Raw genomic sequence first — 18,392 nt, forward strand, 5'->3', positions numbered from 1 at the left:
TGAGAGTAGGTCATCGTCAAGCTCCTAAAAAAATGAAAAACCCGCAGTCTAACGGCTGCGGGTTTTTTTATGCGTGGGACTCTCACATGGGCAGACCCCAAGAACAAACCCCCAACAATGACCATCATTGGCTGATCATCTGGGCCAGCCAACGCGTTTTGGGGTACACCTCTAAGCCTATCTTGACCACCACGGTCAATGGAATCGCCAACAACATGCCGATAGGACCTAGAATCCAGCCCCAAAAAATCAACGATAGAAACAGAATCAAGGGCGAAATATTCAGGGTCTTGCCCATCAGCCGCGGCTCAATTAGGTTGCCTACAATCAGGTTGATGCCGACAAAACCAGCCGCACTGCTTACCAGACCGGGCCAACCCAGTTGCAAGGTGGCGACTAGAATGGCGGGGATGGCGGCAATCAATGAGCCAATGCTCGGGATATAGTTCATTAGAAAGGCTAGGGTGCCCCAGAGTATTGGGTAGTCCACACCAATTAACCATAGCATGAAGCCAACCAGCAGGCCGGTCGCGAAGCTGATAAGCGATTTTACCAATAGATAGCGCTGCACCAAGCGAGTGAATCTCTTAACATAGTTGATGCTGTTCTTATCACCCATAACCAAGCGAATTTTGAGTGACACGCTCTGTGCTTCTAGGAGCGAAAAGATAAGCGTAAAGAGGATTAGGATCAGGGCGGTTAACAGGCTGCCAACGCCGGAGAAGAGTGGTCGTAGCAGCGTGAGGGCATTTTCAGTCGGCTTAAATTCGGCGATGCTCGTTTTCAGGTCATTGATCAGCCAGGGGAACTGAATCTGCAGCTGCGCCAGCCAGCTGACTAGGCGTAATTCGTAGTCGGGCAAACGGTCGATAAACAAGCCCGTGGAATTACCTAAAAGCGAGCCCAAGCCATAAAAACAGCCGATCAAGGCCGCGACCACAATGCTGATGGCCAGCCCACTGGGGATCTTGAAACGAACCAAATAGGAGACTGCCGGCGAGGTAACCACAGCGAGGAACAGAGCAACCAAAACCGGTACGACGACCGGTTGGGCAATTTTTAATCCTGCCAAGATCACAATGAAGGCGGCACAGGAAATCAGTACTCTAAAGAATTGGGAATCATTCATAGTCAGCCTAGTTTATGGCAAAGGTCGCAAAAAATACCATACCCGAAAGCAACGCTACTGTAATGATATTCAGGCGTTTCAGTACCGGTAGCATCTGTACATCGTAATGGTTCACGACCCGCATTTGGGCAATATGAAAGGCGCCTATAGCGATGATTAGCAATGCAGCGAGGACCACCTTTAACTTGAATGACCAAGGGCTGACCGACACCGATAAATTTTGCAGAAAGAACAGCAGCAGTCCGCTCAATAAAGCCATTAGTAGGCCCCAATCGGCCAGTTTTACAATCGTCAAGGGCGCCTGCAGTTGTTCCAATTTGCCCGTCACGCTGCCCGCCATAGAATGTTGTAGTAGGGCGGCAAAGATGAGCCGGCCGCCCAGGGCTAACGCCATGGCGACAAGATGAAGTGTGATAACAATGCTGATCATGGCTAACCCCGCCCGCTAAAGACCGACCCACCGCAGGCATTCGATCAAATTCGAACCCGAGTCCTCGCCTAAAGGGTAGTTGCTGATTGGCGGCAAAGCCACGTCAACGCGCTAGCCATTTATGACGGTACCGGACCGGTTTGATGCAGGTTGGCAATGGCGCATTCTGGCGCCCATCAACGTGTGTCGAGGTGCGCTTGCCAGCGCACCCGCCACTGGTGCTGCTCGGCCAAATAGGGCCGCGTTGGACAGCGCACGCGATACCAGAGCAGGGACATGGCATCGGCCAAACATTGGGCGGTCAGCAAGGTGTCGGGCTCGAGTTGAAACCGTTCCAGGACCTGCTGCCGTTGTGTGACGGATAATTTGAAGCCGGACAGTAGGCAGGCCAAGTCGAGTCGAGCATCACCCGGGGCGGCATACTCCCAGTCGAGCAACACCAGTTGTTGTGATGGCTGTTGAATCAGGTTACCAGCGTGCCAGTCATGGTGACACAGGACCAGCCGGTCGGGCGCTTGATAGCGCTCGCACTCGGCCAGCACCTGGGCCTGAAAGAGTGGATCTACCGCGCCGCCCTGGGCCAGCAGTAATTGAATTTGATCCGGTACCAACAGGGCAGGCTGGTCTAATAGATGGGCGTCGGTAAGGCCGTGTATCGTCTCGATCAAGGCACAGAGCGTCTCGAGCGAGTCGGCAGTGCAGGGGTGGAAATCGGCGCCACTGTGCCATTCGGTCAGCAGCAGTTGATGCGATGCCCAAGCGACCACCGGCGCCCAAGGCTGTCCCTTTACATGCGCTAGAATATCCAATTCGCGTTGTCGATTGATACCCAGCCGATGACCCTGCGGATTATTGATCCGCAATGCCCAGCTGCTTTCCGGTGTGGTCAGTCGGTAAACCGCATTGGTCAGGCCGCTCGGGACACGACGTACCTGAACATTGTCGCCAATGATATCGCGCAGAATCGGCAGCGCTTGATGTAATTGCATATTTCGCTTTTGACTGGCCGTAAAAATCAGTAGACTATGCCTCGTTCTTGCCGGGGTGCCAAGCAATTGAATTGTTTGGCTGAGAAAAACCCGTTGAACCTGAACCAGTTTGTACTGGCGTAGGGAGCAAAGAAGTCTTTTGTTTTGGTTACTGTCTAACCTTCCCTGACATCTTCGGCATTTGGCCGAACCGATGCGCCGGTATCAATTTTCTACTTATTGATACAGGAATCTGAAATGCATTTTAAACACTTGCTTGGCTCGCTCGCGCTCTGTTGCTCAGTTGGCGTTGCCCAAGCACAAACCCTCACCATCTATACCTATGAATCCTTTACCAGCGAATGGGGCCCGGGTCCTGTCTTGGCTGAAAAGTTTGCTGCTCGCTGTGACTGCGAGGTGAACTTTGTCGGCTTAGAAGACGGCGTCGCATTGTTGAATCGGTTGCGTTTAGAAGGCGATCAAAGCCAGGCCGATATTATCCTGGGTCTGGACGACGGCCTGATGGCCGAAGCCAAGGCGTTGGGTCTGATGGTCGATCACGGTCAAGACCTGTCGGGCTTGGCCTTACCCTATGCCTGGAACGACAATCAGTTTGTGCCCTATGACTACGGTCATTTCGCCTTCGTTTATGACGCGACGCGAGTGACCAAGGTGCCCTCATCTTTACGCGAGCTGGTGCAAGAATCCGATCTGTCGGTTATCTATCAGGACCCGCGCGTTAGTACGCCCGGCCAAGGCCTAATGTTGTGGATGAAGTCGGTCTTCGGTGATCAGTCGGGTGAGGCTTGGCAACAGCTGCAGCAAAAAACCGTCACCGTGACCCCTGGCTGGAGTGAAGCCTATGCTCTGTTCCAAGAAGGTAAGAGCGATATGGTGCTCAGCTATGTCACTTCGCCGGCCTATCACCTGACTTGGGAAGATACCGATAAATATAAGGCGGCTGAATTTTCCGAAGGGCACTATGTTCAGATTGAGTTAGCAGCAGCGGTCGCGACCAGTCAGAATCTGGAGTTGGCCCAGTCCTTTTTAGCCTTTTTGATCAGCAAGCCGGCGCAAGATGTTTTTGCCGGAACCAATTGGATGTGGCCAGTGTTAGCCGACGCAGAAAAGCCGGCTGCCTTCGATCAATTGATTCAACCCAAGTCGCTCTTTTTCAGCAGCGCCGAGGTGGCTCAAAACCGACGTGAGTGGATCAAGGAATGGCGTAACGCCGCTAGCCAATAGTGAAAACAGCCGCATTCTTTGCAACGCTGATTATCATCACGACGCTGGTCTTGGCCGGTGTCGGATTGTATTTTCATCCCGGCGGTGGCTACGGTTGGATGAGCTATGTTGATCCTTGGCTGATGCAGATTGTGCGCTTTTCTATCTGGCAGGCCGCCTTGTCGGCCTTCTTTGCCGTACTTATTGCCTTACCCCTTGCTTGGTGTTTAGCCGGGCAAGCTTTTCACGGCCAGTGGTTGGTTAAGGGCCTGCTCAATCTGTTTTTTATTATGCCGGTGTTAACCATTATTCTCGGCGTCGTTGCTGCCTTTTCCGATTGGTTTAATGTATTCAGCCTAGAGGGTATTCTCTTGGCGCATCTGTACTTGAATGTACCCTATGCTATGCGTATTTTTTGGGAACGACTCAGTCGCATCGCCGAGCGCGAGCGGCAATTGGGTCGCACCCTGGGCTTTTCGCGTTGGCATCAATTTATCTGGTTAGAATGGCCGGTTTTGCGCCAAGCGTTGAAGCCGGTTTTTACGATGATTTTTTTGCTCTGCTTTAGCAGCTTTACTATTGTCCTCACGCTCGGTGGCGGCCCGGCCAATACCAATCTGGAAGTAGCGATCTACCAAGCCCTGAAGTTTGATTTTGATCCGCAGGCCGGGGTGCTCTATGCCGTGATTCATGCGCTGATTGCTTTCGGCCTGATGTGGTTTCTAGGCCGACGCCAGAGCTTGTCGCTCGAACTGGATCGCGAAAAAGCCCAGCGCACCCTAGCGCCGAGTCGTCAGCAAGGAATAGTGCTGGCGCTGCTGCTGGCGCTGCTCCTCTACCCCTTACTGGCTTTGCTGCTGCACGGCCTCAGTGCGCCCTGGCAAGGGTCGCAACGCCTGACGCAGGCCATCGTCACCAGCTTGATGCTGGCGTTCGGCAGCGGGTCGTTCGCGCTGCTCTTGGCGCTACTGCGGTCGTTCAGCCGCAATGACAACCGCATAATGCGTTTTCTCGACTTTGGCCTGCTCGTGATGCCGATTATGGTGATCACTACGGGCTTGTTTTTGTTGGCCTTACGCCTGAACATCGCCTTTAAAATTACCGGCCTTTTGATCATTTGGCTCAACGGTCTGATGGCGATGCCGCTGATCGTATCGCCGCTCGCGAGCCGGGTGAAGGTCTTTCGCGCACGCTATGATCATCTGGCGCTTAGCCTAGACATGAGCAGTTGGGCGCAATTTCGATTAATCTATTGGCCGGCCTTGCGGGCTACCTTGCCGTGGTGCCTGACGCTGGCCATTGTCTTATCGGTCGGCGACTTGGGCATAGCGGCCTTAATTGGCTCCGCTCAGTTTGTCACCCTACCGATTTTGATTTATCAGGCCATGGGCAGTTATCAGATGGTCTTGGCCTCCCAATTAACCCTGGTACTATTGTTAATTTGCGGTGCCCTATTAGTGGCCGCTGAATGGTTTAGTGAGCGTAATCGTCATGCTTGAAGTACAACAATTAGCCATGCACCTAGATGATCATCGTTTCGAATGGTCCTTTGCATTGCCGCATAATAAATTATTGGCGGTGGTTGGCGGCAGTGGGATTGGCAAGAGTTCGCTGTTAAACACGCTCTTGGGTTTGCGGCCGGCCCAATCGGGTAAGATTTTCTGGTGTGGCCAGGATGTCGCCCGGCTGCCACTGCAGCAGCGACCCTTTGGCGTGCTGTTCCAAAGCCATAATCTGTTCGACCACCTCAGTGTGACGACCAATTTGGCACTCGGTCTGGCCCCGTCGGCACGGTTAAACACCTCGCAGCGCAAGCAACTCGCTGCGGCCGCTGAACGTTTTCAACTCACCGAGTTGTTGGCCAAAAGAGCTGGCGAGCTATCCGGTGGCCAACAGCAACGCGTCGCCTTGGCGCGGGTTTTTCTGCAAAACAAACCGGTGCTGTTGCTCGATGAGCCCTTTTCATCGCTCGACCCGGCCCTGCGCGCGGATGGCCTAGCCTGGGTCAAGGACATGCAACGCGAACACGGCACCACGGTGATTCTGGTGACTCATCATTTGGCGGAAATGGCAGCGGATGTCGACAGTGTGCTGGAAGGTGTTTCAAGTACTCTCTGGAAGCAGTATCCTGCCCGTTAGTCGACAAGAGTAAGTTAGCATTCATGAGAATAGGTTTTTTGATTAACCCTTGGGCCGGCATCGGTGGCACCGTCGCTTTAAAAGGCAGTGATGGCGAACATATTCGCAGCACCGCCTTGGCCCGGGGTGCTCAACCGCGCGCCCAAATCAAGGCCCAGACCATGGTGCAAGCCTTTCTGAACGCTCGCCTGGGCGATGCGTCAATCGACTGGTATAGCGCCGCCGGATCGATGGGCGCCGACGTGCTGGCCGAGCTCAAGGTACCGAATGTGAATGTGATGCCGATTGCGCCGCCCGCGCAAACCGAAGCCGCCGACAGCCACGCGGCCTTGGCCTGGATGCTTAATCAAGCGCTCGATGTATTGGTTTTTGCCGGCGGCGATGGCACCGCGCGCGATGTTTTTTCTGTACTCGGCGACAAGGTGCCGGTTATCGGCATCCCGGCCGGGGTGAAAATACACTCGGCGGTTTTTGCTGTGACTGCACACGCCGCCGGCGAGGTCCTAGCCGGTCTGGTCGATGGTCGCATCACCGAGGTGCGCCGCGAGGAGGTGCGCGATATTGACGAGGCGGCCTTCCGCAAGAACCAGGTCCGCTCGACTCACTTTGGCGATATGTTGATACCGGTGGCCGGTGAGTTTATGCAACAGGTCAAGGTGGGTGGCATCGAAAGTGATGAGCTGGTTTTAAGCGATATCGCCGATTGGTTAGAGAGCCAATTGGATCCTGAGCGGCTCTACCTAGTCGGCAGTGGCAAAACCACGGCAACCCTGATGGACCATCTGAATATTGCCAACAGTCTGCTTGGTATCGACGCGATTAAGGCCGGTCAGTTGATTCAGGGCGATTGCACCGAAGCGGATCTGTTGGCGCTGTTGGCCGATCAGGATGCGACCGCCATCGTCAGCATTATTGGCGGTCAGGGCCATATTTTGGGCCGGGGTAATCCGCAATTTAGCCCGGCGGTGCTGGCTTGCTTGGGTAAGGAGAATCTCTGGGTCATCGGCAGCAAGGGCAAACTGCGGTCGTTGGCCGGACGGCCCTTGCTGATCGATAGCAGCGATCCCGGCTTGGATCGACAGTGGGCCGGGCTGGTTACCGTGATTACCGGCTTTGACGACCGGGTCATCTACCCGCTCGTGGCTCGGTGAAGGGACTGGGGTTATGCCCCGACCTCGCGCCAAGTCAATGCGCTGCTGACCCCCGAGTCGGCCTCCCGTCATGAACAAAGCGCAACAATTCCGCGCCTTTGGGCAGGGCGCGCTTGATAGCCTGCCGATGGTGTTGGCGGCCATTCCGTTTGGCATTCTATTTGGTGTGCTGGCTCCGGCCAACGGTATTGCCGGCTGGGTCGCAGTGGCCTTTTCGGCCCTGGTGTTTGCCGGTGCCAGCCAATATGTCGCAATTGGCCTGCTGGCCACCGGGACCCCGGCCGTACTCATTGTGCTCACCACCCTAGTCGTCAACCTGCGCCATCTGCTCTATGCCCTGGGTATGCTGGTACCTCTGCAGCATGTCGCGAAACGATCCAAGATCGGACTGAGCTTTTTACTTACCGATGAAACCTATGTCACCTTTAATCAACGTTATCTGTCGGGACTGAGCGAGGCCGATCGGGTGCCCTACTATCTGGGATCGGGCCTGTTTATGTACAGCAATTGGCAAGTCTGTACCTGGATTGGGCTCTGGGCTGGATCCGCCTTGGAGGGTATTGAACAGCTGGGTTTAGAATTTGCCATGGTGACGGCCTTCTTAGCGATGATGATGCCGATGTTTCGGCACCGCAAGAATGTCGTCAGCGCGGTATTGGCCTTTACCCTGGCCTGGTTCACCCGGTCCTGGCCGCACAAGACCGGCATCGTGTTCTCCGTCATGGTGGCGGCCTTGGTCGCCTCTCAATTGGATCGCTTCGATCCGGAGAACAAATCGTGAACGAGATGTTACTGATTCTGGGTATGATTGGCGTAACCTGGGGTGTCCGGGCCGCGCCTTTCGTATTGTCGAATTTGGTCTTGCCCGAGCCGTTATTGAAATTCTTAAATGTGGTGCCGGCCGCCGTGCTAGCGGCCCTAGTCGCCGAACCGATTTTGGCGCCATCGGTCAATCTCGATTCAGTCGTGCAACCGGAATTACTGGCGGCGATCATCTGCCTGCTCTTGGGCCTGATGCGCGCACCGATGCTGGTCACGGTGATCGTCGGGATGGGCAGCTTTTGGTTGTTGCGCCTCTGGTTGCTGTGATTACCCATAGACTGTAATCACCAATAGGCCGACAGTGCCAACTAGGGCAAAGAATTAGTATTGGCCAATGGCGCTGTGCGCCGATTGTATTATGCTGCAACCACTTAGACTTAGACTTAGACTTAGACTTAGACTTAGATAGGAAAGGGACTGACAGAGTATGGCAAACGTTCAAACAGGCAAAAGCGGTATTCCACTCCAACTGATTGCGACAGCCGAGTACGATGAATGGTTTGTGCAACAATCTGAATTCACCTGTAATTGGCTGATGCACAGCGGCTTCAAAACACCGGGCTTTGCGCTCTTGCCGAATTCAACCGGCAACCCGGGCAGCGTTATAGTGGTCGCCGACGACGCCGATTCCTGTTGGGCGCTGGCCGATGCGGCCTTGGCCTTACCCGCAGCACACTACCATTATGCCGGTCCTGAGGCGCGCCAGCAGAGCGCTGGCCTGGGCTGGATCTTGGGTCAATACCAGTTTAACCGTTATCTCGACAGTGGCCAGCCACAGGCGCTGCTTTATCTGAGCAGCGCTGAAGCGGTACATCAGGCCCATCTGCTGGCCGACGGTGTCTGCCTAACTCGAGACCTGGTCAATACCCCCGCCGGGGATATGATGCCGCAACATCTGGCATCACTGATGACGACCATGGCGACCGAATTTGATGCCGACTTCAGTCAGCTGGTCGGCGATGAGCTATTAGCGCACAACTACCCGACCATCCATATGGTCGGTCGCGCGTCAGAACACGCACCGCGTCTGCTGGACCTGAGTTGGGGCGACCCGAGCCATCCCAAATTGACGGTGGTCGGCAAGGGCGTCTGTTTTGACAGTGGCGGTTTGGATCTGAAATCGGCCGCCGGTATGCGCCTGATGAAAAAGGATATGGGCGGGGCCGCCCATGCCTTGGGTTTGGCGACCCTGATTATGAGTCGCAATTTACCGGTGCGGCTGCGGGTGCTGATTCCGGCGGTCGAAAACGCGGTCAGCAGCAATGCCTTCCGGCCCGGCGATGTAGTCAAGACGCGTAAGGGTCTGACCGTGGAAATTGACAATACCGATGCCGAAGGGCGTCTGGTGCTCTGCGATGCCCTGGCCGAAGCCGAAACGGATAACCCGGATCTGATCATCGATTTCGCCACCCTGACCGGCGCGGCGCGAATTGCCTTGGGTCTGGAAGTGCCGGCTTTCTATAGCACCGATGCGGCCTTTGCCCAGGCCCTAACGGCGGCCGGCGCCGATCATGAAGATCCGCTCTGGCAGATGCCCTTGCATCAGGGCTACGGCGACTATATGGTCGGCACCATTTCAGATCTGGTCAACAGTGCACCGGTGCCCTACGGCGGGTCGATTACCGCGGCACTGTTTCTGCAGCATTTTGTCGAGCACAGCCCCTGGGTGCATATCGATGTCGGTGCTTGGAACAATCGCCAACGGCCCGGCCGACCCATGGGCGGCGAGGCGATGGGTCTGCGCGCTGTCTTTGCAGCCCTAAATCAACGCTATAGTTAATAGGGGGCGTTTCAACGCGGCCACCTAGGGCGCCAATCCCCCCTCAATCGGGGTGGCAGGTCCTTTGATGTGCCGCCCCGGTGTCAAGTCAAAAAATTCCTCAGCAGCGATGTACATCTCAAGCGGAAGCCTTATGATTGCGACTCAATCAAGGGCTGGCCGGTCTGTCAGGAAGGCGATAATGGAGCCTTTTTTTGAATTGATTTTTCACAAGGACTATAGGAATTCAAATGAATAAAACGCTTTTAGTATCCTCCCTAGTAGTCGTCGGTGTCGCACTTGCCGGTGCCAGCGCTATGTTGGTCGCCGACCGCCAAATCGACGCGGCCCTGGCCCAGTTGCAAGACAGCGCAGCCGCCTCCTCTATCCTGATTGCGGTCAGCGATGATCAAAGTAGCTTTATCGAACGGCACCTGGTGTTGACCGCGAGCGTCGAACAGGCTGACCAACGTGTCACCCTGGTGATCGACAACAACATCCAAAAACGTCCCTGGGGGGCCAGGATTGAACACCGCCTTCATTTCGACGCGTCACTCCTGACGTGGGTTGACGACGCACAGAATCAGGCGCTATTACGCACGTTATTGATCGATCAAGATGTGATGACCGGTACCACCAAAATCGGTTTAACCGGTGATTATCAGAGTGATTGGCTCGGCATCGGTATCGAAGAGCAGATCGAGCAGGCCACGGTGCGGGTGTCGCCACTGCGCTTGGCCATAACCGGTGATCCCAGCGGGAAATTCAGTATGACGGGCTCTTGGCCGGGTGCAACGGTGACGGTCGATGAACCGGAACAGGTCGCCATGGTCATGCGACCCCTGTCTTTTCAGTCTGAGGGCCGCTATATCGGCGGTAGCGTCTTTGTCGGCGAGCAGAGTACTAGCGGCGACGGCATGAGCTTCGATTTAACCAGTGAATTGGCCCAGGTACACTACCAGGTTGGTGCTTATAGCATCCAATCGAACAGCCAGGTTACCGATGAGCGGCTTGCGATGGACCTGTCCTTCCAAGTTGATCAGGTGTCTCTTGACGATGGCGAAGCGCCTGTGGATATCAAAGACATCCTCCTCGCCATATCGATGACCGGTTCTTCTGTGCAAAACCTACAGAGCTTGTCACAAAACCTAAACGCGATGCAGATCAGTGGTGAGGCGAGCCCGGCCCTGATGGAAGACATCAATGTATTTTTACGTACTGGCTTTGTATTTGCTCTCTCCCAGCTGCAGGCGACCCTGGACGGTCAAGCCATCGCCCTACAGGCATCGTTCGAAATGCCGGAAAATGCTGTAGCCGATGTTAACAACCCCTTTTCGATGCTGTCTCTGGTGTCCAGCCTCAAGGCCGATGCCCATCTGGAGTTAGCCGGCGGCCTAAGCGAATCGACCCTGTTGGCAGAACCATTCAACAATCTGATGATGACCGGTGTGCTAGTGGAAAATGGCGCCGATTACCAGGTTGACTTTAAACTGGCGGATGGCTCTGCGCTGCTCAACGGTGAGCCCTTACCGTTGCCCTTTTAACACGCATCGGTGTTAAGGTACGGATCTAGCAAAAACGGCCAACCGGCCGTTTTTTTTGCCTAAAAAGTTGAACACCCTCACATTTGACCCCGCATCAGAGTGGAACACAAAAGGCCAGCCATGAGCGTCACGCAAAATCAGGATATATCGGCCTTGCTGCCAACTCTACCGAGCATGGCGGGTAAGACCGTCGCCATTACCGGCTGCACCAGTGGTACCGGCCTTATTTTGGCTCAACGCTGCGGTGCCTTAGGCGCGCAGGTGCTGATGTTAAATCGACCCTCAGCGCGCAGTGCAGCAGCCCTTAGGACGCTGCGTGCGCAACGGGTTGATGCGCGCTTTATACCCTGTGACCTGGCCAGTTTGGCGAGTGTCAGAGCGGCTGTTGACCAATTGAACGGTGCCTGCCCGAACGGCCTGGATGTGCTCTGTAATAATGCCGGCATCATGGCCGTGCCGAGTCGGGTGACGGTCGATGGCTTGGATCTGCAGATGCAAACCAATCACCTGAGCCACTTCCTGTTGAGCTCCGGTGCTTGGCCGCTGTTGGAACGAGCCGTGGGTGCGCGGGGCGAGGCCCGAGTGGTCAATCATTCCAGTGGCGCGCGGCGCGGTGGTGACTTACAGGCGCGATATCTGGCCAAAGACCCAGCCAAGCTTGGTGGCGATGGTTTTCTTGGACTGGGCAAATGGCGGCGCTATCAGCAATCCAAGCTGGCCAACCTGCTGTTCACCTATAGCCTGCACGATGCCATCGCACGGCAGCGCCCGGAACTGGCCGGCAAGGTGAAGAGCCTATGTGCTCATCCGGGCCCAACCCATACTGAACTCCAAGCCAAGACCCTGGCCTCTGGCGGCATCGGCTGGCTCGACCGGCTGATCGTGCATGCCATTGTCAAGCAAGCCCACAGCGTCGACGCTGGGGCGATGGGATTGGTGCGCGCATGCTGCGCCAAGGATGTCGCGAGTCTGGATTTTTACGGTCCGATTGGCCGCGGGCGTGCCGGGCCGGCGGTGTTGTTGCCCGCTGAGCGCAATGCCATTGGGGAAGCATTGGTCTGGGCTGACAGTCTGCATAGTACCGGTCTCAGCGATTTTTTTGCCACGCGCTAAGGATCGTATGGGCCGATAGTGTGGCCGAGCGCTAAAAATCGTTGCGCGCGCTGAGGGTGAGCGACTGGCCGGTGGCGAAATGCTCAAAGGAGAAAGTCAGGGCATGCAAACAGAGCCTAGAATGCATGGCCAATGCCTCCGGGTGGGCATAGAAGGCATCGCCCAAGATCGGGTGACCCAAGGCATTTAGATGGACGCGCAGTTGATGGGTGCGGCCGGTTTGGGGGGCCAAGCTCAGGCGCGACCAATGCGCTGCGCCATCAGCCTGGAGCAGACGATAGTCGGTCACGGCCGCCTTACCGTTTTGGTCGATCTGCTGCAGTGGCCGATCGTCCGGGTTGGGCCCAATCGGCAACTCGATACGGCCCTCCGGCTGTGCCAACAATCCCCAGACCAATGCCTCGTAAGTCTTAGCAACCTGTCGATACTGTAGTTGTTTCTTCAGGGCACTCTCGGCCGCCTTAGTCTTGGCAAACACCAGCACCCCGGAGGTATCGCAATCGAGTCGATGGACCAGATGGATTTCGCCAAAACGCGCCTGCAAGCGGGTTAGAGCGCAGTCATGGGTCACCGGGTCGCGTCCGGGGTTGCTCAGCAGGCCGCTCGGTTTGTTGATCGCCAGATAGGCGTCATCCTGAAAAATAATCTCAAGCGCGGCTGCCGGGGGGCGGTAGGTGAAAATTCTGGGAGTCACGATGGAGTCTCTTAGGCTGTCAGCAGATCATGGCGAGGCGCAAGTATAGGGCGAGGCGTGCTTGGGTTACCAGTTGATTGATTGATAGCGCTGGCGGCCATCGGTTTTAGGGTGTTAATCGGCAGACAAAAAAAATAGCGCCGAAGCGCTATTCGTTAGGTCTCAGGGCCTGGGTTAGAAAAACCCGAGCGGACTGGTGCTGTAGCTGACCAGCAGGTTTTTGGTCTGCTGGTAATGCTCGAGCGCGATCTTATGCGTTTCCCGACCGATACCCGACTTCTTGTAGCCACCAAAGGCGGCATGCGCTGGATAAGCATGGTAACAGTTGGTCCACACTCGACCGGCCTGAATGCCACGACCCATGCGGTAAGCACGGTTCATATCACGGGTCCAGAGACCGGCACCGAGGCCGAACTCGGAATCGTTGGCAATCGCCAAGGCTTCGGCTTCATCCTTAAAGGTGGTAACGCTGATCACCGGGCCAAAAATCTCTTCTTGAAAAATTCGCATATCGTTGGTGCCTTTGAACAGCGTTGGCTGGATGTAGTAGCCATTCTGCAAGCCATTCGACAGTTTTTGAGCACTACCGCCGAGCAACAGCTGCGCGCCTTCGGCCTTGCCGATGTCAATATAGTTCATAATACGATCAAACTGCTCGCGCGAGGCCTGTGCACCGACCTGAGTGTCGGTATCGAGCGGGTTGCCTTGGATGATCTTCGCGGCACGGGCAACAACCATCTCGACCATATCGCCATAAATGCTTTCTTGAATAAGTGCGCGCGAGGGACAGGTACAGACTTCGCCCTGGTTAAAGAAGGCCAGGGTGATGCCTTCAACACATTTACTCAGATAGTCATCTTCCTGCAGCATTACGTCGTCAAAGAGGATGTTTGGCGACTTGCCACCGAGCTCAACAGAACTGGGTATCAGCAAGTCAGCGGCATTGCGCAAGATCATCTGACCGACTGGGGTTGAGCCGGTGAAGGCGATCTTGGCGATACGCTTGCTGGTCGCCAAGGCATGGCCGGCTTCTTCGCCCAGGCCGTTGACGATATTGAGGACGCCTGGCGGTAAGAGATCACCGATCAACTCCATCAACACCAGAATCGATGCCGGGGTTTGTTCGGCTGGTTTCAGGACCACACAGTTACCGGCGGCCAGAGCCGGTCCAAGTTTCCACGCGGCCATCAGAATTGGGAAGTTCCATGGGATGATCTGACCCACGACGCCCAATGGCTCGTGTATGTGATAAGACACGGTGGTCTCGTCGAGCTCAGCCATGCTGCCCTCTTGAGCTCGCAAACAACCGGCGAAGTAACGAAAATGGTCAACCGCCAGTGGGATGTCGGCGTTCAGGGTCTCACGCACGCCCTTACCGTTATCCCAGCTTTCCGCGACGGCGAGCATTTCAAGGTTTTGCTCCATACGGTCGGCAATACGCAGCAGTATGTTGCTGCGTTCGGCCGCAGCCGTTTTGCCCCAAGCAGGCGCCGCGCGGTGGGCTGCATCCAATGCTAGGTCAATATCGGCCGCGTCTGAGCGTGGCACTTGGCAGAAGACATCGCCATTTACCGGGCTGACATTGTCGAGGTACTTGCCATTAACCGGTGCGACCCAGTCGCCACCGATGTAATTGCCATATTTTTGCTTAAAGGTTAGCAGCGAATCTGGCTGGCCAGGATTTGAATAAATCATATATAGCTCCTATATTTTATTTTTTTTAGTATGGAGATCATGGATTTGAATCGAGTGGTTACTGGTTTGTCTGCGAGATCTCGATTCGAACCGGTGCAGCCCCGAGTCCACACGCTAAGACTTTGGTCGGGTTGTTGAAGGCTATGCTACGTGGTGTTATAAATGATGACTTGCCTTAGCGTTTTTTTTACTAGGCTCAGCGTCTGAACTTATATAGGGGATCGTTTCGGGGCCTAAGACTGCCTGTAAACGCACTGTAGATCGATCCACCCCATCGATAAGGGCCAGCAACATACTAGGGAATGTCGCTGAACTCGGATAAATGTTGGTAAACTATTTTGAGGTTAGGATGACAACAGTAGATTTAACGACCTTAGCAGAGCGTAATCGCCGCCAGAGCGCGCCGCGATTGTTGGTAGAGAACCGTACCGTATATGAAACCCATGGTGTGGAACTGTCGATTTACGATACCTTTAGCAGCGCGACGCAAGTCCGCCTCGAAGCCGAAGAGATCCTCTATTGCGGCATGATCAGTGGCCGCAAGGTATTGCACGGCAAAAACCATTTCAACGAAGCCTTCATACCGCATGAGTCCTTCGTGATGGCCCCCGGCGAGACCGTTACGATCGACTTTCCCGATGCCAGCTCGACCCAACCGACCAGCTGTTTGGCCCTCGGTATCGACCGCAATCGGCTGCGACAGGTCTGTGACAGCTTGAATATACACGGCGTACTGCCGCGTGAGTTGGAACACTGGAAGCCAGATGCCGCCCACCTGCTGCACGTTTTCCACACCGAGGCCACACAACAGCTACTGGTGCGGATCGTGGACAGTTTTGTCGGCAAAGATCCGGATCGCGACCTGGTGCTGGACCTAGGGGTCACCGAATTATTGACCCGCATGCTGCGCCAACAGGGTCATGACTTTTTGGTGCAATGTGCCAAAGGGGACCCGACCCTAACCGGTATGACGGCGGCGTTACGCTATATCGACGACCACCTGGCCAGCGCCATCGATATAGACTCGCTCTGTAAAGTGGCCTGCATGTCGCGTAGTAAACTTTACGCTCACTTCAATAAGCTGATCGGCAGCGGGCCGATGGAGTATGTGCAACAACAGCGACTGGCTAAGGCCCGAGTTTTGATCGCAGGCGGCCGGGGAATAACGGCAGTGTGTTACGAGGTCGGGTTCCAAAGTCCGAGTCACTTCACCCGGCGTTTTCACCAACAGTTTGGCGAGTCGCCACGTCAATATGCTGCTCACCATCAGATGGGTGCATCGATCGCCAATGAGGCTCAAAACATCCACCAGTGATCGGCTCACGATGATAGGCCGAATATTGGGCACAAACTGGTCGGTCATCGGCTGGATCGATCCACAGCTAAGCTTCCCGGTCCTGATTTAACTACAGGGTGGGGGCTCAGATGCTGAATATTGCTTGCGGAACTTCGATGACAGAATACCGGCAAATATTAAAGAGATGGGAAATGAAGAAGATACTTGGGTGGATTTTTGCCTGTACTTTAGTAAGCGCCTATTTTTTTGTATCTATATCTGGAAATTTGACCACAGAGCGCAATAGGGTCGCCATATCCCTGTCCGATACGAACCTGGGGTCAAGTTCACTGTCAATTGCGGTAATTGGTGACATACATCTCCCCGAGGGCCCCGCGCCATTGCTAAAACTCCAGAACCTTATGCGAGACATAAAAGCCACGCAGCCCGATCTGGTGGTGTTTGTTGGCGATTATACCGCGAGCCCCCGAGCCATAGTTGATATGTCCTCCCATCGTGAAAATATTATCAACGCAATGAAGTTGATTGATCCTTTGCCAAGGGCTGTTGTGCTCGGTAATTACGAAAGCTGGTCTGATCCCGAGCGATGGCTCTATGAATTCAATCGTTTAGATGTTGATGTTATGGAGAACCAGACGCGACTCGTTAGGACTGCTAACGGCCCCGTCTGTATTCGGGGGCTGGGCGACAAGTTCACCAATAGGTACAAGTACGTAGACTACCCAGCGGAATGTCAGGGCCTACCGCAGCTTACAATCACACATGACCCAGCAGGTGCTTTCGACAAGCACATGACAGGTTTGGTGCTTGCCGGACACACCCACTGCGGACAGGTAAGCTTGCCCTTGGTTGGCCCCCTTTGGGTGCCATCTGAAGCGCCATCATTGGCCCATTGTGGGTTTTACCAGGACAAGCAACGATCAGTCTTTGTTACCTCGGGAGTAGGTACCAGTATCTTGCCCGTTCGATTTGGCGCGCAGTCACAATGGGACGAATTAAACATTCGCTGGAACTAAGGAAAAAGGCGGTTTTGCACCGGCATCCACACCCCATTTTAGGGCCGGTCCCGGACAGTCGAGCCGGCATGCATCGAGGTCGATTAAACCCCGACAGGTGAATCCTGCCCGTGTTCACGCCCTAAGCCTTCATATCCGACTCCGTCCCGGATTCTGACTCGGATTCTGACTCGGATTCGGCCCGCGGATCCATCTCCAGGACCTCGATAGACGTTCGGGTAATGGGTACAAACTCAGTCCGTTCTGCAGCCGGAACCGCCGGATCTGCTCCGATACGATAGCGGGTATAGCTCGCGAGCAAGAGCAGAAATACCGCCAATAAGATCGGGAAGCTGGTCGTACCCAAGCCATACATTAGGGCACCAATTAACAGCGGACCCAACGTGGCGCCAATGCCATTTAACAACAGCAAGCCCTGAGTGGCCGCCATAGTATTGCCTTCGCTCATCCGGTCATGGGTCTGAGCTACGCTCAGGGCATAGAGCGCGAAGGAGAGCCCCCCGTAGATCACGGCGATCGGGCTGAGCCACAAGCCGCCGCGACCGCTCATGATAAACATCAACAGCGCGAACGCGGCCGCACCGATGCACACCCAAAACAGCACCAGGCGACGGTCATAACGGTCTGAGAGGCTACCGATAGGCCACTGCAATAGGGCGCCACCGATAATGGTTGAGGCGATAAAACTGGCCACTTCGCTGTCGCTCAGGCCAATATCGAGCGCATAAACCGCCGACAGACCCCAAAACGAGCCGGTAATTAGGCCGGAGCTCAACGCACCCCAAGCACCGACATGGGATATTTTGAACAGCTCAAGCAGTGGCATCTTGGTGATGCTGGCCAATACCGGCTGATGTACCCGGGTCAGCGCCAGGGGTATAAGACCCAAACAAAACAGCATGGCGACCATGGCAAAGCTGCCCAGTTGATCGGCACCATAGATGATAATTAAAAATTGACCGGCGCCTAAGGCACCCAGGGATACCATCATATAGACAGCGAATACCTGGCCTCGGCGGTGGTTGATTTGTTCGTTCAACCAGCTCTCGATCACCATATAAAGGCCGATCATGCAGATGCCGTGGATCAGTCGCAATAGGCCCCAGAACCAAGGATCGATAACCATACCATGGAGCAATGAGACAACCGCGGCAGCGGCGGACAGGGCCGTAAAGGTGCGAATATGGCCGATGCGGGTGATCAGTGGCGGGCACCATTGACTGCCAACAATATAACCGAAATAAAAGGCCGCCATAATCAGACCAATGGTAATATCTGAAAAGCCCTCAGCACTGGCCCGTAAGCCTAGTAGAGTGCCCAGAAGACCTGAGCCGGAGAGCAAGATACCCATACCAAGGAGTAAGCTTGTGACCGAATAGATAGCCCGTATCAAATTATTTTCTCCAGAAAA

Annotated in this window: 17 protein-coding genes and 1 riboswitch; of the genes, 11 read left to right on the forward strand and 6 right to left on the reverse strand. The window is 55.0% G+C overall.

The genetic code is table 11. The features are described from left to right. Positions 1 to 124: 124 nt before the first annotated feature. The 3 genes from AC4FIC_RS09625 to AC4FIC_RS09635 all read right to left on the reverse strand — a co-directional run bounded on the left by AC4FIC_RS09625 (position 125) and on the right by AC4FIC_RS09635 (position 2,548). Positions 125 to 1,129 (reverse strand): AI-2E family transporter, encoded by a 1,005-nt coding sequence (locus tag AC4FIC_RS09625; RefSeq protein WP_100257752.1) that lies wholly within the window; start codon positions 1,127 to 1,129, stop codon positions 125 to 127. Positions 1,130 to 1,136: 7 nt separating this feature from the next. Next, the gene (locus AC4FIC_RS09630) at positions 1,137 to 1,559 is read right to left on the reverse strand and encodes a hypothetical protein (RefSeq protein ID WP_100257751.1); all 423 of its coding nucleotides are present in this window, start codon (positions 1,557 to 1,559) and stop codon (positions 1,137 to 1,139) included. Between the two features lie 176 nt (positions 1,560 to 1,735). Beyond that, positions 1,736 to 2,548, reverse strand: coding sequence for a phosphotransferase (locus AC4FIC_RS09635; RefSeq protein WP_476194928.1), 813 nt, complete (start codon positions 2,546 to 2,548; stop codon positions 1,736 to 1,738). A 41-nt stretch (positions 2,549 to 2,589) separates the two neighbouring features. Further along, a riboswitch (TPP riboswitch) is annotated at positions 2,590 to 2,691 on the forward strand. A 94-nt stretch (positions 2,692 to 2,785) separates the two neighbouring features. On the opposite strand from AC4FIC_RS09635, the gene thiB reads away from it, so the two are divergent. The 9 genes from thiB (at position 2,786) to AC4FIC_RS09680 (ending at position 12,279) form a co-directional block, all read left to right on the forward strand. Then, the gene (gene thiB, locus AC4FIC_RS09640; RefSeq protein ID WP_476194380.1) at positions 2,786 to 3,772 is read left to right on the forward strand and encodes a thiamine ABC transporter substrate binding subunit; all 987 of its coding nucleotides are present in this window, start codon (positions 2,786 to 2,788) and stop codon (positions 3,770 to 3,772) included. Then, positions 3,772 to 5,250, forward strand: a complete 1,479-nt coding sequence (locus AC4FIC_RS09645) for an ABC transporter permease family protein (RefSeq protein ID WP_100257748.1) — start codon at positions 3,772 to 3,774, stop codon at positions 5,248 to 5,250. Before thiB ends, AC4FIC_RS09645 begins: the two co-directional genes overlap by 1 nt. Beyond that, a complete protein-coding gene (locus AC4FIC_RS09650; RefSeq protein ID WP_100257747.1) occupies positions 5,243 to 5,890 on the forward strand; it encodes a thiamine ABC transporter ATP-binding protein in 648 nt (215 codons plus the stop codon). The genes AC4FIC_RS09645 and AC4FIC_RS09650 overlap by 8 nt, the downstream gene beginning before the upstream one ends. 23 nt (positions 5,891 to 5,913) lie before the next feature. Further along, complete coding sequence (locus AC4FIC_RS09655) at positions 5,914 to 7,041, forward strand: ATP-NAD kinase family protein (protein ID WP_100257746.1); 1,128 nt, start codon at positions 5,914 to 5,916, stop codon at positions 7,039 to 7,041. Between the two features lie 70 nt (positions 7,042 to 7,111). After that, positions 7,112 to 7,822: an AzlC family ABC transporter permease gene (locus AC4FIC_RS09660; RefSeq protein ID WP_273285885.1), complete on the forward strand. Its 711-nt coding sequence runs from the start codon at positions 7,112 to 7,114 to the stop codon at positions 7,820 to 7,822. A 5-nt stretch (positions 7,823 to 7,827) separates the two neighbouring features. Next, entirely contained in the window at positions 7,828 to 8,130 is a 303-nt protein-coding gene (locus AC4FIC_RS09665) for an AzlD domain-containing protein (RefSeq protein ID WP_100257744.1), read from the forward strand. A 160-nt stretch (positions 8,131 to 8,290) separates the two neighbouring features. Beyond that, the gene (locus AC4FIC_RS09670; RefSeq protein ID WP_100257743.1) at positions 8,291 to 9,643 is read left to right on the forward strand and encodes a leucyl aminopeptidase family protein; all 1,353 of its coding nucleotides are present in this window, start codon (positions 8,291 to 8,293) and stop codon (positions 9,641 to 9,643) included. A 230-nt stretch (positions 9,644 to 9,873) separates the two neighbouring features. Next, positions 9,874 to 11,166, forward strand: coding sequence for a DUF945 family protein (locus AC4FIC_RS09675; RefSeq protein WP_476194927.1), 1,293 nt, complete (start codon positions 9,874 to 9,876; stop codon positions 11,164 to 11,166). Positions 11,167 to 11,286: 120 nt separating this feature from the next. Further along, positions 11,287 to 12,279 (forward strand): SDR family NAD(P)-dependent oxidoreductase, encoded by a 993-nt coding sequence (locus AC4FIC_RS09680; protein WP_476194926.1) that lies wholly within the window; start codon positions 11,287 to 11,289, stop codon positions 12,277 to 12,279. A gap of 31 nt (positions 12,280 to 12,310) precedes the next feature. On the opposite strand, the gene AC4FIC_RS09685 is transcribed toward AC4FIC_RS09680, so the two are convergent. Then, positions 12,311 to 12,973, reverse strand: coding sequence for an RluA family pseudouridine synthase (locus tag AC4FIC_RS09685; protein WP_273285882.1), 663 nt, complete (start codon positions 12,971 to 12,973; stop codon positions 12,311 to 12,313). 174 nt (positions 12,974 to 13,147) lie between these two features. After that, positions 13,148 to 14,668 (reverse strand): acetaldehyde dehydrogenase ExaC, encoded by a 1,521-nt coding sequence (gene exaC / locus AC4FIC_RS09690; RefSeq protein WP_100257739.1) that lies wholly within the window; start codon positions 14,666 to 14,668, stop codon positions 13,148 to 13,150. A gap of 349 nt (positions 14,669 to 15,017) precedes the next feature. Here exaC and AC4FIC_RS09695 point away from each other — a divergent pair, with 349 nt between their 5' ends. Together AC4FIC_RS09695 and AC4FIC_RS09700 are read left to right on the forward strand one after the other, a co-directional pair. Continuing rightward, positions 15,018 to 15,983: an AraC family transcriptional regulator gene (locus AC4FIC_RS09695; protein WP_273285880.1), complete on the forward strand. Its 966-nt coding sequence runs from the start codon at positions 15,018 to 15,020 to the stop codon at positions 15,981 to 15,983. A gap of 110 nt (positions 15,984 to 16,093) precedes the next feature. Next, positions 16,094 to 16,981, forward strand: coding sequence for a metallophosphoesterase (locus AC4FIC_RS09700; RefSeq protein WP_227003671.1), 888 nt, complete (start codon positions 16,094 to 16,096; stop codon positions 16,979 to 16,981). Positions 16,982 to 17,102: 121 nt separating this feature from the next. Here AC4FIC_RS09700 and AC4FIC_RS09705 read toward each other — a convergent pair. Next, positions 17,103 to 18,392: MFS transporter (locus tag AC4FIC_RS09705; protein ID WP_476195635.1), on the reverse strand; the 1,290-nt coding region annotated here is incomplete at its 5' end.

This window comes from Reinekea sp. (assembly GCF_982785585.1).

Coding starts and splice junctions, on each gene's coding strand:
- AC4FIC_RS09665 (WP_100257744.1), top strand. CDS start 7,828: ATGTTACTGATTCTGGGTATGATTGGCGTAACCTGGGGTGTCCGGGCC.
- AC4FIC_RS09630 (WP_100257751.1), bottom strand. CDS start 1,559: ATGATCAGCATTGTTATCACACTTCATCTTGTCGCCATGGCGTTAGCC.
- AC4FIC_RS09650 (WP_100257747.1), top strand. CDS start 5,243: ATGCTTGAAGTACAACAATTAGCCATGCACCTAGATGATCATCGTTTC.
- AC4FIC_RS09660 (WP_273285885.1), top strand. CDS start 7,112: ATGAACAAAGCGCAACAATTCCGCGCCTTTGGGCAGGGCGCGCTTGAT.
- AC4FIC_RS09695 (WP_273285880.1), top strand. CDS start 15,018: ATGACAACAGTAGATTTAACGACCTTAGCAGAGCGTAATCGCCGCCAG.
- AC4FIC_RS09680 (WP_476194926.1), top strand. CDS start 11,287: ATGAGCGTCACGCAAAATCAGGATATATCGGCCTTGCTGCCAACTCTA.
- AC4FIC_RS09625 (WP_100257752.1), bottom strand. CDS start 1,129: ATGAATGATTCCCAATTCTTTAGAGTACTGATTTCCTGTGCCGCCTTC.
- AC4FIC_RS09655 (WP_100257746.1), top strand. CDS start 5,914: ATGAGAATAGGTTTTTTGATTAACCCTTGGGCCGGCATCGGTGGCACC.
- AC4FIC_RS09675 (WP_476194927.1), top strand. CDS start 9,874: ATGAATAAAACGCTTTTAGTATCCTCCCTAGTAGTCGTCGGTGTCGCA.
- exaC (WP_100257739.1), bottom strand. CDS start 14,668: ATGATTTATTCAAATCCTGGCCAGCCAGATTCGCTGCTAACCTTTAAG.
- AC4FIC_RS09635 (WP_476194928.1), bottom strand. CDS start 2,548: ATGCAATTACATCAAGCGCTGCCGATTCTGCGCGATATCATTGGCGAC.
- thiB (WP_476194380.1), top strand. CDS start 2,786: ATGCATTTTAAACACTTGCTTGGCTCGCTCGCGCTCTGTTGCTCAGTT.
- AC4FIC_RS09670 (WP_100257743.1), top strand. CDS start 8,291: ATGGCAAACGTTCAAACAGGCAAAAGCGGTATTCCACTCCAACTGATT.
- AC4FIC_RS09700 (WP_227003671.1), top strand. CDS start 16,094: ATGCTGAATATTGCTTGCGGAACTTCGATGACAGAATACCGGCAAATA.